The organism is Streptomyces sp. NPDC048295, from assembly GCF_040652135.1.
In the GTDB taxonomy this organism is placed as follows: Bacteria; Actinomycetota; Actinomycetes; order Streptomycetales; family Streptomycetaceae; genus Streptomyces.
Map to the genome: position 1 here is coordinate 101,431 of NZ_JBEZLL010000003.1, position 15,481 is coordinate 116,911.

General features: G+C 72.5%; 14 protein-coding genes. 9 read left to right on the forward strand and 5 right to left on the reverse strand.

Annotated elements, in window-relative coordinates; all coding sequences use genetic code 11:
- Positions 1-17: 17 nt before the first annotated feature.
- Positions 18-728 carry a bifunctional DNA primase/polymerase gene (locus AB0D53_RS04970; RefSeq protein WP_362440238.1) on the reverse strand — a complete coding sequence of 237 codons (711 nt, stop codon included), beginning with the start codon at positions 726-728 and terminating at the stop codon, positions 18-20.
- Between the two features lie 314 nt (positions 729-1,042).
- On the opposite strand from AB0D53_RS04970, the gene AB0D53_RS04975 reads away from it, so the two are divergent.
- Both AB0D53_RS04975 and AB0D53_RS04980 read left to right on the forward strand, forming a co-directional pair.
- Entirely contained in the window at positions 1,043-2,425 is a 1,383-nt protein-coding gene (locus AB0D53_RS04975) for a transcriptional regulator (protein WP_362440241.1), read from the forward strand.
- Positions 2,426-2,586: 161 nt separating this feature from the next.
- The gene (locus AB0D53_RS04980; RefSeq protein ID WP_362440244.1) at positions 2,587-4,146 is read left to right on the forward strand and encodes a hypothetical protein; all 1,560 of its coding nucleotides are present in this window, start codon (positions 2,587-2,589) and stop codon (positions 4,144-4,146) included.
- A gap of 79 nt (positions 4,147-4,225) precedes the next feature.
- On the opposite strand, the gene AB0D53_RS04985 is transcribed toward AB0D53_RS04980, so the two are convergent.
- Positions 4,226-5,512 carry an ABC transporter substrate-binding protein gene (locus AB0D53_RS04985; protein ID WP_362440247.1) on the reverse strand — a complete coding sequence of 429 codons (1,287 nt, stop codon included), beginning with the start codon at positions 5,510-5,512 and terminating at the stop codon, positions 4,226-4,228.
- A gap of 174 nt (positions 5,513-5,686) precedes the next feature.
- Between AB0D53_RS04985 and AB0D53_RS04990 the strand changes: the two genes are divergently transcribed.
- Positions 5,687-6,133, forward strand: coding sequence for a hypothetical protein (locus AB0D53_RS04990; protein WP_329820632.1), 447 nt, complete (start codon positions 5,687-5,689; stop codon positions 6,131-6,133).
- Positions 6,134-6,161: 28 nt separating this feature from the next.
- The gene (gene purU, locus AB0D53_RS04995; RefSeq protein WP_362440250.1) at positions 6,162-7,040 is read left to right on the forward strand and encodes a formyltetrahydrofolate deformylase; all 879 of its coding nucleotides are present in this window, start codon (positions 6,162-6,164) and stop codon (positions 7,038-7,040) included.
- Between the two features lie 34 nt (positions 7,041-7,074).
- On the opposite strand, the gene AB0D53_RS05000 is transcribed toward purU, so the two are convergent.
- Positions 7,075-8,451 (reverse strand): zf-HC2 domain-containing protein, encoded by a 1,377-nt coding sequence (locus AB0D53_RS05000; RefSeq protein WP_362440253.1) that lies wholly within the window; start codon positions 8,449-8,451, stop codon positions 7,075-7,077.
- Positions 8,448-9,017 carry a sigma-70 family RNA polymerase sigma factor gene (locus AB0D53_RS05005; RefSeq protein WP_362440256.1) on the reverse strand — a complete coding sequence of 190 codons (570 nt, stop codon included), beginning with the start codon at positions 9,015-9,017 and terminating at the stop codon, positions 8,448-8,450. The genes AB0D53_RS05000 and AB0D53_RS05005 overlap by 4 nt, the downstream gene beginning before the upstream one ends.
- A 285-nt stretch (positions 9,018-9,302) precedes the next feature.
- Here AB0D53_RS05005 and AB0D53_RS05010 point away from each other — a divergent pair, with 285 nt between their 5' ends.
- Positions 9,303-9,677, forward strand: coding sequence for an STAS domain-containing protein (locus AB0D53_RS05010; protein WP_362440259.1), 375 nt, complete (start codon positions 9,303-9,305; stop codon positions 9,675-9,677).
- 97 nt (positions 9,678-9,774) lie between these two features.
- Complete coding sequence (locus tag AB0D53_RS05015; RefSeq protein ID WP_329820594.1) at positions 9,775-10,296, forward strand: EF-hand domain-containing protein; 522 nt, start codon at positions 9,775-9,777, stop codon at positions 10,294-10,296.
- Positions 10,297-10,353: 57 nt separating this feature from the next.
- Here AB0D53_RS05015 and AB0D53_RS05020 read toward each other — a convergent pair whose 3' ends face one another.
- On the reverse strand, positions 10,354-11,892 hold the full coding sequence (locus AB0D53_RS05020) for an AMP-binding protein (RefSeq protein ID WP_362440263.1): 1,539 nt from the start codon (positions 11,890-11,892) through the stop codon (positions 10,354-10,356).
- 142 nt (positions 11,893-12,034) lie between these two features.
- On the opposite strand from AB0D53_RS05020, the gene AB0D53_RS05025 reads away from it, so the two are divergent.
- From AB0D53_RS05025 to AB0D53_RS05035, 3 genes are read left to right on the forward strand one after another with little or no spacing between them, the layout of a single operon-like run.
- Positions 12,035-13,240, forward strand: a complete 1,206-nt coding sequence (locus AB0D53_RS05025) for an amidohydrolase family protein (protein ID WP_362440266.1) — start codon at positions 12,035-12,037, stop codon at positions 13,238-13,240.
- A gap of 7 nt (positions 13,241-13,247) precedes the next feature.
- Positions 13,248-14,408: an acyl-CoA dehydrogenase gene (locus tag AB0D53_RS05030; protein WP_362440269.1), complete on the forward strand. Its 1,161-nt coding sequence runs from the start codon at positions 13,248-13,250 to the stop codon at positions 14,406-14,408.
- 7 nt (positions 14,409-14,415) lie between these two features.
- On the forward strand, positions 14,416-15,369 hold the full coding sequence (locus AB0D53_RS05035) for an acyl-CoA dehydrogenase family protein (protein WP_362440272.1): 954 nt from the start codon (positions 14,416-14,418) through the stop codon (positions 15,367-15,369).
- Positions 15,370-15,481 lie beyond the last annotated feature (112 nt).

Consider the following 15,481-nt stretch of genomic DNA (forward strand, 5'->3'; position numbering starts at 1 on the left):
CGTTTTCAGGGACCACCCTACGAAAGGGCGCTTCGCGGGGGGCGGGTCCGTGCGTCGGCCGCTTCCCTGGCGCAGGCGTAGGCGAGCGGGCTGATGAGCTCCTCCGCGTCCGGCAGCCACCGGTTGGCGGGGGTGGGACGGCGGGCCCACTGCACCGCTCCGTGTCCGCCGACCCGGGTCGGCGGACCGGTCACGTACTGGCCGTCGCCGCGGCCGACCAGATCGATGGCGGTGGCCCGCCAGCCCAACTGCCGTACGAGGCCGTCCGACTTGGCCGCAGCGCCCGGCAGCACGAAGAAGAACATCCGGCGGTCGGGGCTGCAGGTGACGGGGCCCAGCCGCAGGCCCATCCGCTCCATCCGGGCCAGCGCCAGGAAGCCCGCCGACTCCGGTACGTCGATGGCGTCGAAGGTGCGCCCGGTGGGCAGCAGGATCGACGCCTTCGGGTGCCTGGACCACATCCGGCGGGCCGCGGCACCGCTGCCGGTCGCCCGGCCCGCCCAGTCCGGGCCGGCGGGATGGGCGCCGGGAGCGGCGCAGCCGGTGTCGCCGCAGGAGCACCGCTCGCTCCCCTCCACCGCCTCCAGCCAGGTGCCCGGGCACACGTCCCAGTGCCGCTCCTCCGCGTACCGCACCGCCGCGTCCAGCAGTTGCCCGCCCCGCTGCAGGGGGACCTTCACGGCTTCCGTGACGACGACGGGCTCTTCGACTCCGATGGGCTCTTCCACGCAGAGCACAACTACGGCCAACGCCCTGGGTTACGGGCGCGCGAGGCGCGGACGCGGCGTACCGGTCCGGCACGCGGGGCGCATGGATGCATGGGCGGGGGCGCGCGTGAGGCGGTGCCCGGCGGGGCGGGTAGCCACATACGGGCAACCGCCGGGCGGCCGATGTGCGGGTCCGGAACGGTCGGCCTCTGTCATATGCCGACATGAATGACAAGGAACACGACGCACGTGACGAACACGATGAATCTGTGCATTTTCCGCGTAATCGCCGGGCAGTGATCGGCTCAATGATCACTGCGGCCTCAGGGGGAAACATGGCAGCCAGGCCTCTCGTCGCACGCCAGCCGAACGAACGGCTCCAGGCGCTCATCCAGGAAGCCGGATGCTCCAACGCCGGCCTCGCCCGCCGCGTCAACATGGTCGGCGCGGAACGTGGGCTCGACCTGCGCTACGACAAGACGTCCGTGGCCCGTTGGCTCCGCGGACAGCAACCACGCGGCAGGGCACCGGGAATCATCGCCGAGGCGCTCGGCCGAAAGCTCGGCCGTACGGTCACGATCGACGAGATCGGGATGGCCAACGGCAAGAATCTGGCATCGGGCGTCGGCCTGCAGTTCGCCCCGACCGTGATCGGCGCGATCGAGCAGGTCTGCGAGCTGTGGCGCAGCGATGTCGGCCGCCGCGACTTCCTGTCCGGCTCGGCGGTCGCCTCCTCCGCGCTCGTCGAACCCAGCCGCGACTGGCTGATCACCGGAGCCGACCCGCAGGTGGCGCGGGCCGCCGGGTCCCGGGTCGGGATGCCGGACGTGGAGGCGGTGCGGGCGATGACGGCCGCGCTGGTCGACCTCGACCACCGCTTCGGCAGCGGACATGTGCGGCCGGTCCTGGTGCACTACCTGAACAGCGTGGTCTCCGGGCTGCTCTCCGGGGCGTACCGGGAATCGGTCGGCCGGCAGCTGTTCGGGGCGGTCGCGCGGCTCACCGAACTCGCCGGGTACATGGCGGTCGACACCGGCCAGCCGGGGCTCGCCCAGCGCTACTACATCCAGGCGCTGCGCCTGGCCCAGGCGGCGGGCGACCGGGCGTACGGCGGTTATGTGCTGGCCGCCTCGATGAGCCATCTCGCCGCGCAGCTCGGCAATCCCCGGGAGATCGCCCAGCTGGCCCGGGCCGCGCAGGAGGGCGCGCGCGGGCGGGTCACCCCGAGGGCGGAGGCGATGTTCTACGCGGCGGAGGCCCGCGGCCACGCCCTGCTCGGCGACGCCCGCACCTGCCAGGCGGTGACGGGCCGCGCGCTGACGGCCATGGAGCAGGCCGAACCCGGCACGGGCGACGACCCCGACTGGATCGCCCACTTCGACCACGCCTATCTCGCCGACGAGTTGGCGCACTGCCACCGTGATCTCGGCCAGGCCGAGGCCGCCGCGCGCCGGGCGAAGGAGTCCCTGGCGGGCCATCCGGAGTCCCGGGCCCGCCGGCGCGGCATCGGTCTGGTGCTCCTGGCCACGGCCCAGGTCCAGATGCGCGAGGTGGAGCAGGCCTGCCACACGGGTACGCGGGCGATGGAGCTGCTGGGGTCGGTGCGCTCCAGCCGGGGCGCGGAGTACCTGGACGATCTGCAGCAGCGGTTGCTCCCGTACGGGGACGAGGCGGCGGTGCGCGAGTTCGGCGCGCGGCTGGAGCTCCAGGCGGCCTGACCGGGGTGCGCGGAAAGCCGCCCCTTTAACTGCGTCCCGGGAGCGCTGAGCGTTACAGCACCTGTGAAGGGCTGGTGAGTGAGAGCACACGCTTGGCGGACGGCGGCAAGCACCCGATAGCGTGAGCCGACGATTCCGTAGGTTTACACGTAGGAGTCCCGGTGACGCAGAGCGGACAGGGTGACGAGCAGCAGCTCCCTGCTGTACGGCCCGCGCACGAAGGTGTCGTGCTGCCCGCGGGTGGCGGCGAGCCCTGGATACCAGGGGGGCCCGCGGATCAGGCCGCCCCGGCGGGCGGCCAGCCGTGGGGACAGCCCTGGGGGCCGCAGGCGGCGCACCAGGACGCCCCGCAGCAGTCCCAGCCGCTGCCGCAGCCCCAGGCGCCCGGCCAGGGGCCGGAGGCGTACGGGCAGGGACCGTACGGACAGATGCCGCCGGGGCAGGGATACGGACAGCCGCCCGCCCCGCACCACGCGCAGATGCCGCAGGCCCAGCCGCTGCCGCCGGTACAGCCCCAGCAGCCCTACCAGCCCCAGCAGCCCTACCCGCCGCACCAGGCGCACCAGCAGCAGCCTCCGTATGCGCAGCCGCAGCCGCAGCAGCAGCCTCCGCAGGCCCACCAGCAGCAACCGCAGTCCTTCGGGCAGCCGTTGCCGCCCGAGGCCGGGCCCGGGGCGGGTCCCGGCGGGGACGCGGAGGCCACGCAGTACATCGCGCCGGTGCCCGGCGGTCCCGGGCCGGGCGGACTGCCGCCGCAGAACCCCGCGGAGCCGACCCGCTTCCTCGACGGTTCGGCGCCGCAGCAGCAGGCGTACCAGCAGCAGCCCGGTCAGGGCGGCGACGCCGAGGCGACCCAGTACATTCCGCCGGTCCCGGGCGGCGCCCCGTACGGCATCAGGCCCGGGGCCCCGGGCGACCGGCAGCCGCCCGCCGAGTTCGACAACCTGTTCCGCAGCGACGAGCCGGCCGGCGCCACCCAGCAGATGCCCCATCTCGACCCCGGACCCCGCTACCAGGGCGACCGGCAGCCCCCGCAGGCCCCGCAGCCCCCGTACCAGCCGATGGACGAGGAGCCGCAGCAGCCGCGCAAGAAGCGGGCGCACGTCACGCTCATCGCGGCGGTCGTGGCCGGCTGCGCCGTCGTCGGTCTCGGCGCGGGTGCGCTGATGAGCGGCGGCGACGACAAGGGCAAGGACGACAAGCAGCCGGTGGCCGCGGCGAGTTCACCCGTCGGGGAGCCCGAGACCAAGGCCGCGTCCGATCCGGCGAAGCCGCAGGCCGAGGCGCTCGACAAGCTGCTCGCGGACAGCAACAACAGCCGCGCGGCGGTCATCGGGGCCGTGGAGAAGACCAAGAGCTGCACGGACCTGGACCAGGCCGTGACCGATCTGAAGGGCGCCGCCCAGCAGCGCCGCGATCTGGTGACCCGGCTGGAGGGACTGTCGGTCGACAAGCTGCCGGACCACGCGCAGTTGACCGCCTCCCTCACCAAGGCCTGGCGGGCCTCCGCCGCCGCCGACGAGCACTACGCCGCATGGGCCGCGCAGGCCAAGAACGGCAAGAAGGTGTGCAAGCACGGGAGGGCGCGCACGACCTCCGAGACGCAGGAGGCCACCGTGCAGAGCGGCGAGGCCAGCAAGGCGAAGCGGCAGGCGTCGGAGCTGTGGAACTCGATCGCGTCGAAGTACGGGCTGACCCGTCGGGCGGCCACCGAGCTGTGACGGCGGGCGGGGCGGGGGAGTCGGGAACGGGCCCGCCGCCCCGCGCCCCGCGTCGTGCGGAGGGGCCGGAGCGCGGCGGTCAGCTCTTGGCGCTGGCGTCCGACAGGGTCTTCGCGACGTCCACGAAGCCCTTCCGGTCCGCGACGAGCCGTCCGTCGCGCACCACCTGGAACGTCACCCGGGTGTTGACGATGCGCGGATACGAGGACGAGCCCAGCACATCCTCGAAGCTCCAGCGCAGCACCGGGGTGAGGCCGCCGGTGTCGGCCGGGGTGCCCGCGTTGAGGGCGGCGGCGAGCTTCCAGGCGTTGATCTTCGGGGAGTCGATCGCCGCCACGATCTCCTTCAGCACGGTGAACGCGACCCAGGTGGTCTGCACGCCCGTGTCGTCCGGGTCGATCCGGTTGTCGCCGAAGGCGTGCTCACGGATCACGTTCCGCATCCCGTCCCAGCGGGCGTCGCCCGCGTCCGGGTACCAGCCGGTGATGTAGGCCCCCTCGAACGGGCTCTTGCGGCCGCCGGTGCTGTCGATCAGCGGCTGGTCGACACTGCCGAGCACGGAGGAGATCCGTACGCTGCCGCTCCCGTACGACGGTTCGAGCCGCCGGAAGGAGTCGAAGAAGGTCTCCGTGCGCTTCCCGAGCACGGCCGTCACACAGCCGTCGGCCGCCCCCGCCGCTTCGAGTGCCGGCCCGGCGGCCGTGTCGTAGGAGGTGGCGGACTCCGACGCCCGGATGTCGGCGGGCGCGGGCCGGCCGGCCTCGGTGAGCCCCGTCCTGAGGAGCCAGGCCTGGGCGTCGCCGCTCAGGGTGTCGGGCCGGACCACGGACACCCGCTCGCAACTGCGCGCCAGCTGCCGGGCGTTGCCGGCGAGCAGGGCCGGCTGGCCGCCGTTGACCGGATAGGAGGTGTAGCTGCTGAACTCCTCGTCGGAAGCGCCGTACCCGCCGATGTAGGGGATTCCGGCGGCCTCCAGCGGCGGCATGAACGCCGAGCCGTGCCGGCTGTACGAGCCGACGACCGCCACCGCCTTCTCCTTGACGGCCCGCCTGGCGCAGTTCGCCGCGCCGATCGAGGTGTCCTCCTCGTCGCAGGTGACGACGCGCAGCCGGTGGCCGTCCAGCCCGCCGTTGTCGTTGGCCCAGCGGGCATAGGTGCGCGCCATGGCGGTCATGCCCGCCATGTTCACCGCGTCCGGCCCCGCGACCCCGCTCGGGGCCCATGTCACCACGGTGACGGGCTCCCTGGAGCCCCCCGTGGCCCCAGGGAGTACGCCGCAGCCGGTGACCAGCAATGCCCCGGCCGCCGCCGCGCTTGTGAGGAACTTGTAGGGGCGGGGAGAGGTGGGGCGTCGCCATCCGGTCATGGGCATGAACGTTTCCGGCCGCGGGGTAACGCCGCAGTGTGCCCCGCTCAACGCTCGGTGACATCCAGGTGAATTACGGGGGCCTGTGCGGAAGGCCGAAAAGGGAACGTACGATCGATGACCGTGCAGCAAGGTTCGGAGAACTCTTCCCGTCGCGGCCGTCGCTCCTCCACCATGGGCGGCATGCCGCTGAATGACATGCCTTGGTGGCGCTGGCGCAGCAACGTGCGCTCGGCGCTGCACATGCTCTCCGACCCCGTCTTCCACCACGAGTGCTGGCTGGCCGGCCGGGAGGGGTACGGAGACGTCACCGACGCCGTGTACCGCCTGGTCGAGGACACCTGGCTGGACAACTGGTCCGCCGAGAAATACATAGGGACGATCTTCCGCGACGCGGGCGAGGCCGCCCTCGTGGACGTCGCGGTACTCCGGGTGCTGCGCATCATGCACCAGGTCGGCGCGGACGCCCCCGTCTCGGCGTATCTGGAGCACCAGGGCTGGCAGGAGGCCGTGCAGGCCGCCCGCGAGGCCCATGTGCTGCTCGCCGGAAACGACGGCGAGGATCCCGACACGCCGCCGCGCTCCCTCGACGTGCTCCGCATTCTGACCAGGTCGGCCTGAGAACGGCCAGGTGTGGCACGCTACGGGGATGACCGTGCCGCAGCCTGCCGAGACCGTTCCCGAGCAGTACGTCCTCACTCTCTCCTGCCCTGACAAAAAGGGCATCGTGCACGCCGTGTCGAGCTATCTCTTCATGACCGGCTGCAACATCGAGGACAGCCAGCAGTTCGGCGACCACGACACGGGTCTGTTCTTCATGCGGGTGCACTTCTCGGCGGACGCCCCGGTGACGCCGGAGAAGCTGCGGGCCAGTTTCGCCGCGGTCGGCGACTCCTTCCGGATGGACTGGCAGATCCACCGCTCCTCGGACCGGATGCGGATCGTGCTGATGGTCAGCAAGTTCGGGCACTGCCTCAACGACCTGCTGTTCCGCTCCCGGATCGGGGCACTGCCGGTCGAGATCGCCGCCGTGGTCTCCAACCACACGGATTTCGCCGAGCTCGTCGCCTCGTACGGCGTTCCCTTCCGGCACATCCCGGTGTCCAGGGAGACCAAGGCCGACGCGGAGGCCGAGCTGCTGGAGCTGGTCCGCGAGGAGAACGTCGAGCTGGTGGTCCTCGCCCGCTACATGCAGGTCCTCTCGGACGACCTCTGCAAGCAGCTGAGCGGCCGGATCATCAACATCCACCACTCCTTCCTGCCGAGCTTCAAGGGCGCCAAGCCGTACCACCAGGCGCACGCCCGTGGTGTGAAGCTGATCGGGGCGACGGCGCACTATGTGACCGCGGACCTCGACGAGGGGCCGATCATCGAGCAGGAGGTCGAGCGGGTGGGCCACGGCGTCACGCCGGACCAGCTGGTCGCCATCGGGCGCGATGTGGAGTGCCAGGCGTTGGCGCGGGCCGTGAAGTGGCACGCCGAGCGCCGCATCCTGCTCAACGGCCGCCGTACGGTGATCTTCGCGTAGGCCCTGATCCGCCGGACGGGCCGCGGCCGGGGGCCTACAGGCGGCTCAGCGAGGCCGCCGTGAAGAGCACGTCGCGGATCGCCTCGCGGTCGCCCTCCTGACCGGCCGCCGCTTCCACCGGCGGCACATGCCCGGCCACCAGTCGGCAGAACTCCACGCCGTCGAGCGCCACCTGCGCCACGGTGTGCGCGGGGGAGCCGAGCGCGGCCGGGGAGTCCAGCGGGATGTACCAGTCGCCGCCGCCCGAGCCCTCGACCTCCAGATGCAGCGAACGGCCCGGTGAACCGGCCGTCACCAGATGGCGGGCGGGCCCGGCGAGACCGGTTCTGCGGCGCTCGGCGAGTGCGGCGGGCAGCAGCCGGGCCGCGAGGTCGATCATCCGGTTGAGGTGGGCGGCGGACGGCGCCTCGTACGGATAGTCCACCGCGTTCGCGATGTCGCCGCCGTGCACCCAGCACTCGAAGGCCCGGTCCAGCAGGGAGTCGTGCATCGGCAGGGCGAAGTCCCCGTACGAGACGGAGAGCTCGGAGACCCCGCGGCCGGCGAAGGACACCGTGCGGATGAGGGTGTGGCTCTGCTCGCGCCACGGTTCGTGGATCCGCCGGGTGGGCGGGCGCCGGGCGGCCGACCAGTACTTCTCGGTGCGGACGGTGGGCGAGAGCGGCCAGTCGGCGCCGGGGCCGCGGCTGCCGTCGCCGAGTGCCACGTCGAGGCCGAGGGCGGCGCCGACCAGTCCGTCGACGGTCATGAGATGGCCGATGACGCCCGCGACCGTGGTCTTGCGGGTGGTCTCCTGCTCGCCCTCGAACCACTTCAACCGGACCGGGGCGTGCCACTCCGAGTCGCCGATGTCACGGAGCAGCGCGTCGAGCCGCGCGGTCTCCGCGTCGTACGGGGAGGCCCAGTCCGGCACCGGGATGTCGGCCGGACGGCGGCTGAGACAGGCGTCGATCACCCGGGTGCGCAGCGTCGGATCGAGGTCCAGGCTGCGGTCGGTGTGCAGCAGCCCGACCGCGTCGCGCAGCCGCAGGGCCTCGTCGGCGCAGGCGGCGCACTCGGTCAGATGCGCCTCGACGGCCTCGGTCTCCTCCGCCGAGCAGGCCGCCAGGGCCCACGCGCCGAGGAGCGCCTTCAGGACGCGGTGCCCCAGCACCGGCGGGCCGGAGGGGTCCGCCGGGTCGGAGGGATCGGACGGGTCCGGTGGTGGCACGGCGGTTTCCGGTTCCGGTGTCGTCGGCTGTGGGCCCGGCCACGGCTTCCCGGGCGGGGGCGCATGGACGGGCGGTGGCAGCGGTACGGCGGAGAGGTCGAGGTCGTCCGCGGCGGACCGTGGTCCCGGTATGCGCCGCGCGCCCCGCACCTCGTCCTCGCGTCCGCCGTCCTCGCGTCCGTTCGCGTCGTCGTCGGTCACAGGGGCCGTCCGTATCCGGGCGGCGACATCCCTTCGAGCGGGCGGGTGTGTGCGGTGGAGAGCAGTTGCAGCCCGAGCCGGAGCCGGCGACGGGCCTCGTCCTCGGTGACCCCGAGGTCGGCCGCGGTCTGCCGGTAGTCCCGGCGCTGGATGTACGCGAGCTCCAGTGCGGCCCGCAGCGGGGCGGGCATGGACGCGACGATGTAGTCGGCCCGCGCCGCGGCCGTGGCCCGGTGCACCCGTTCCTCCAGCCCGATGCCGTCCTCGTCCTCGCGCAGGCCGTCCTCCTCGCGCAGCCGCCGCACGGACTGGCGGTGCGTGAGCCGGGCCACCCAGGAGCGCATCGAGCCCTGCCTGGGGTCGTAGGCGTCGGGGTTCTCCCACACGTAGCCGAAGACCTCGCGGGTCACCAGGTCGGCGGCGGTCTCGTCGTCGAGCATCCGGTGGGCCTGGCTGTGCACGAGCGAGGCGAACCGGTCGTAGAGCTCGCCGAGAGCGGCCGCCTCACCGCGTGCCAGCCGCTGCTGCATCTTGCGGTCCCAGCGGGGTGGTGCGTTTCCAGCCATGCGACCCCCAGCCCTGTTCCCCTCGTCACACCGAATGTAGTCGGCGGTGCCGGAAAAGCACGTCCCTTTGTGCCAAGTGCGCCCGTGAAGAGGCCTGGGATGGTAGGGAATGCGTCCTGGAGCAGTGACGGAATCCGAGTCGAAGTGATCATTTCCACCTGAATCCGGCTGAGTCCTGACAGGCCGCCCGGTGTTTCATGGGGGTGCGGCCGGGGCAGCCGCGAGAAAGAGAAGGAACGGAAACTTCCGGATCGTCGGAATCCCCGGAGCGAGAGGGCCGGTCGCGTGACACTGAGAGTGGCCGAGAGCGTGCAGGGTGAATGGACCGTGCTGCGGGTACGCGGCGAACTGGATCTGGTGACGTCGCCCGCCGTGCGCCAGTCCGTCCACGAGGCGGTCGCCGACGGCCGCCACGACGTGGTGCTCGACCTCGCCGAGGTCCTGTTCTGCGATTCGAGCGGCGTCGGCGTACTGATCGCCGCCCGTCGGCTGATGCACTCCTGCGGGGGCCGGCTGCGGCTGATCCTGCCGGCCCGGGGCGCGGAGGAGGGCTCCCACGTCAACCGGGTGCTCGCCGCCCTCGGCGTACGCCGTCTCTTCGACGTCTACCCCGACCGGTACACGGCCGTCGACGAGCGGGCCCGGCCGCTGACCGCGTGAGACCGCCCCGGTCGCGGTGGTCGTGACGGGCAGTGAGCGGCACCGGTGAAAGCGCGTAAGTGACACGTGACGCCTTCCGGCGTCGTACGCTCCCCGCATGGACAGCGCAGAGTATGAGCGCAAGATCGCCTTCCGCTTCGCCGCCTTCGACCAGGACGGCAGCGGATACATCGATCGCGCGGATTTCAATGCCGCCGCCGCCCGTCTGCTCGCCGAGTTCGGCACGACGGCGCGCTGCGACAAGGGCCAGGCGCTCTACACCGGGGCCGAGGCGTTCTGGCAGGGCATGGCGGGCATCGCCGATGTCGACGGGGACCAGCGCGTCACCCGTGAGGAGTTCGTGGGCGGGGCCGTGAAACGGCTGCGCGACAACCCGGAGCGCTTCGCGGAGATCGCCCGCCCCTTCCTGCGCGCGGCGATCGCCGTGGCGGACCGGGACGGCCAGGGCGCCGCTTCGGTGGCCGCCATGGAGCGGGCGCTGCGGGTGCTGGGTGCCGACGCCGGGACGGCCGAGCTCGCGGCGCGGAGCCTGGACGCGGACCGGGACGGCCGGATCACCGAGGACCAGGCGGTGTCGGCGTTCGCCGACTACTTCACGGTGTTCGCCCCGGACGCGTAGGACCGGGAGGGGCGGGGCGGCGTCGGTCCCGGAGGCGCGCCGCCCCCGCCCCTCCCGTCAGGCGAACTGTTCGCGCAGCCGGTACTTCAGCACCTTGCGCAGGGTCTCGTTGCGCGGCAGCGCCACCACCACCTCCAGCCGCTCCGGCAGCTTGTGCACGGAGAGCCCCTCGGCCCGCAGATACCCCGTCACCTGCGCCAGCGTCAGCGGCGTGGCACCCGCCGGCTGTTCGACGACCGCGCAGACCAGCTCGCCCCGTTCCGGGTCCGGGAGCCCGATCACCGCGGCGTCCCCGACGTCCGGGTGCCCGTGCAGCAGGTCCTCTATCTCCTTGGCGGAGATGTTCTCGCCCTTGCGGATGATGATGTCCTTCAGGCGCCCGGTGAGCACCAGGTGCCCGCTCTCCCGGACATGGCCGACGTCGCCGGTGATCAGGAAGCCCTCCGCGTCGAACGCCGCCGCGGACGCCGCCGGGTCCAGATAGCCCGAGCAGACGGCCTCCCCGCGCAGCCGCACCTCGCCGTCCGTGCCGTGGGGCAGCGGCTTGCCGTCCTCGTCGGTGATCCGGATCTCCATGCCCGCCGGTGGCCGCCCCTCCGTCTCGGCGAGGTGTTCCACCGTGTCGTCGGGGGCGCCCATCGTGATCATGGGGACCTCGGTCATCCCGTACCCGTGGGTGAGCTGGACGCCCAGTTCCCGTACCGCGGCGTGGTAGATCTCCGGCGGCTTCGGCGCCCCGCCGCCCGCCAGCAGCCGCAGGGTGGGGATCAGTCCGCGGTCCGGGTCCTTGCGCTGCTCGGTCAGGAACATCGAGTAGAACGCCGTGGAACCGCCCGCGACCGTCACCCCGTGCCGGCGGTAGCCCTCCAGCGCGTCCGGCATCGCGAAGTGTTCGAAGAGGACCGCCGGGAAGCCGTACAGGAGCAGCATCACCGAGTAGTCGGGCCCGGCGACATGGGCGAAGGGGAAGGCCATCGAGCCGATGTCGTCGGCCGACAGGTGCAGCGCGTGGGCCAGACAGGAGCCGCCCGCGATCAGGCTGCGGTCGGTGTGCAGGACGCCCTTCGGGTCGGAGGTGGTGCCCGAGGTCCAGTAGATCCAGCGGATCGCCGTGCCGTCCGAGGGGGGCGGCGGGAGCACCGACGGATCGGCGTCCGGCAGCGAGGTGTACGCCTCGAACACCGTCAGCGGCCGGTCCGCCGCCAGCCGTGCGGCCATCGCGGTGTGGTCGAAGCCGCGCCAGGTGCCCGGTACGGCGAGGAACTCCGCCTTCGACTCGCGCAGCGCGAACCCCACCTCGCGCTCCCGGTAGAACGGGATGACCGGCGACTGCACCGCCCCGATCCGGGTCAGCGCGAACGACAGCAGCACCGTCTCGATCCGGGTCGGCAGCTGCCAGGCGACGACGCCGCCGGGGCGCACGCCCATCTCCCACAGCCCGGCCGCGACCCGCTCGCCGCGGGAGCGCAGCTCGCCGAAGGTCAGGGTGCGGTCGTCCTGGATCAGGAACGGACGGTCCGGGGTCAGGGCGGCCCGGCGTTCGACGAGTTCCCAGAAGGTGCCCGATGCACCCAGGGCGTGCGCGGTTTCGGTCACGGCAACCCCTCACAGCTGACGGAGAGTCAGATAGTGCGGAGAGCGTAGAGCGCTGCGCCTTGTCGGTCCAGGGGTGCGGGGCTAGCCTGAGGTCGACCGTATCTGACGGGTCATCAGAAAAGTGCGCGCCGAAGGGGACACCATGACGGAACTGCCTCGGATCGTCAGCGTCGACGACCATGTGATCGAGCCGCCGCACCTCTTCTCGACCTGGCTGCCCGCCAAGTACCGCGAGCGCGGCCCGCAGCCGCTCACCGCGGGCATCGGCGAGCTGGCGTACACGGGCGGCAAGTACGTCATCACGATGGACCCGGACGGCCCGCCCACCGACTGGTGGATCTACGAGGACCTGAAGTTCCCGTACAAGCGCAACATCGCCGCCGTCGGCTTCGACCGTGACGACATGACGCTGGAGGGGATCACCCGGGCGGAGATGCGGCCCGGCTGCTGGGACCCGGCCGAGCGGCTCAAGGACATGGACCTCAACCATGTCGAGGCGAGTCTCTGCTTCCCCACCTTCCCGCGCTTCTGCGGCCAGACCTTCGCCGAGGCCCACGACAAGGAGGTCGCGCTCGCCTGCGTGCGCGCCTACAACGACTGGATGGTGGAGGAGTGGTGCGGCGACAGCGGCGGCCGGCTCATCCCGCTCTGCATCATCCCGCTCTGGGACATCGACCTGGCCGTCGCCGAGATCAGGCGGAACGCGGCACGCGGGGTGCGGGCGGTGACCTTCTCGGAGATCCCCACCTACCTCGGGCTGCCGTCGATCCACACCGGCTACTGGGACCCGTTCTTCGCCGTCTGCCAGGAGACCGGCACCGTCGTCAACATGCACATCGGGTCCAGCTCCCAGATGCCCGCCGCCTCACCGGACGCCCCGCCCGCCGTGCAGGCCAGCCTCTCCTTCAACAACGCCATGGCCTCGATGATGGACTTCCTGTTCAGCGGGGTCCTGGTGAAGTACCCCCGCCTGAAACTCGCCTACAGCGAGGGCCAGATGGGCTGGATCCCGTACGCCCTGGAGCGCGCCGACGACGTCTGGGAGGAGCACCGGGCCTGGGGCGGGGTGCGCGATCTGATCCCCGAGCCGCCGTCCACGTACTACTACCGGCAGATGTTCTGCTGCTTCTTCCGCGACAAGCACGGCGTCGCCTCGCTCGACGTCGTCGGACGGGACAACGCCACCTTCGAGACCGACTACCCGCACGTCGACTCGACCTTCCCGCACACCAAGGAGGTCGCCCTCGACCACGTCAAGGGACTGGACGACGAGACCGTCTACAAACTGATGCGCGGAAACGCGATCCGGATGCTCGGTCTGGACCTGGACCGGGACCGCGAGAAGTAGGCCCGCGATGGACCTCGCGTACACGGAGGAGGAACAGGAGTTCCGGGCGCGGCTGCGCGAGTGGCTGGCCGCGGTGCTCCCCGGACTGCCGGCGAAGCCCGCCCCGGACGACTGGCCGGGGCGCCGCGCGTACGACACGGCCTGGCAGCGGATGCTGTACGACGCGGGCTACGCGGGTCTGCACTGGCCCGTCGACGCGGGCGGCCGGGGCGCGACCCCGACCCAGCACCTGATCTTCCTGGAGGAGACGGAGTTGGCCGGGGCCCCGTACGTCGGCGCGAACTTCGTCGGGCTGCTGCACGCCGGCCCGACGATCGCCGCCGAGGGCACCGCGGAGCAGCGGGCCCGCTGGCTGCCGCCGGTGCTGCGCGGCGACGAGATCTGGTGCCAGGGGTTCAGCGAGCCCGACGCCGGGTCGGACCTCGCCGCGCTGCGGACCAGGGCGGTGCGCGACGGCGACCACTACGTGGTGAGCGGCAGCAAGATCTGGACCTCGCACGCCGAGGTCGCCGACTGGTGCGAGCTGCTGGTGCGTACGGACCCGGCGGCGCCCAGGCACCGCGGGATCAGCTGGCTCGCGATGGAGATGGACACCCCCGGGGTCACCGTCCGCCCGCTGCGCACCCTCGCCGGGTCCACCGAGTTCGCCGAGATGTTCCTCGACGAGGTGCGGGTGCCGGTCTCCCACCGCGTCGGCGCGGAGAACGACGGCTGGCGGGTCACCATGGTCACCCTCTCCTTCGAGCGCGGCACGGCCTTCGTCGGCGAGGTCGTCGCCTGTCGTCGCACCCTGGCGGCACTGGCGGCCGAGGCCCGGCGCACCGGAGGCTGGGACGACCCGGTGCTGCGCCGCAGGCTGGGCAGGCTGAACGCCGAGTTCCGGGCGCTGTGGCGGCTCACCCAGTGGAACGTCGGCGAGGCGCAGCGGGCCGGGGCCGGCGGCGTGCCCGGGACCGGCGGCTCGGTCTTCAAGCTGCGCTACTCGCACGCCCGCCAGGAGCTGTACGAGGCGGCGGCCGAGGTGCTCGGCGCGGACGGCGCGGACCTGGACCGGGAGTGGGTCCTGGACCGGCTCTCCTCGCTCTCGTACACCATCGCCGCAGGCACCTCGCAGATCCAGCGGAACATCGTCGCCGAACGCATACTCGGCCTGCCGAAGGGGCGCTGACGCACTCATGGACTTCCAGCTCTCGGACGACCAGCGGGCCCTGCGCGCGGGGGTGCGGGAACTCCTCGCCGGGCGGTTCGGCAGGGACCGGATGCGGGCCGCGCTCGACGCCGGCGCCGGCACCGACCGGGCGCTGTGGCGGGAGCTCGGCGAAGCCGGGTTCTTCGCGCTGCGGCTGCCGGAGGCACAGGGCGGTGTCGGTCTCGGGCTGCCCGAAGCGGTCCTGCTCTTCGAGGAGGCGGGGCGCTCGCTGCTGCCGGGGCCGCTGATCGCCACCCATCTCGCCGCCGGTTCGGCGAAGGGCGCGGCGAGCGGCGAGACGGTGGTCGCCGTGCTCGACGCGGGGCGGCCGGTGGCGCACCTGGGGGAGGCGGACGCGCTGCTCGTCCTCGCCCCGGGGTACGCGCCGCGGGCGGCGGGCGGCACGCTGCGGGACGCCGCACCGGTGCGGGACGCGGCCGGCCCCGTACGGTCGGCCGACCCGTTCACCCCCCTGTGGCGGGTCACCGAGCCGGTGGAGGCGGGCGAGCCGCTGCCCGGGGGCGGGCGGCTGCGCGAGGAGGGCGCCCTGCTCGCCGCCGCCGAACAGCTCGGCAGCGCCGCCCGGACGACCGAGATGGCGGTCCAACACGTCGGTACGCGCGAACAGTTCGGCGCGCCCATCGGCTCCTTCCAGGCGGTCAAACACCTGTGCGCCGGAATGCTGGTCCGTGCCGAACTGGCCCGCAGCGCCGTGTACGCGGCGGCCGTGACCGCGGACCCGGTCGAGATCGCGGGCGCCAAGCTGCTCGCCGACGACGCCGCGGTCCGCAACGCGCGCGACTGCCTCCAGGTGCACGGCGGCATGGGCTTCACCTGGGAGTCGGACGTGCACCTGCACCTCAAACGGGCCTGGCTGCGGTCCGGGCAGTGGCTGACGGCCGCGGCGGCCGAGGAGGTGCTTGCGGGGGACCTGTGCTGAAGCCGGACGGGTTCCGTGCAGGTCTCCGGCGCCCGGACGCGGGTCACCCCCCGACCCACGCATGTCACAGGCAGCGGTAGGAGCCTCACGCTGCGGAGTTACGCAGTGCAGT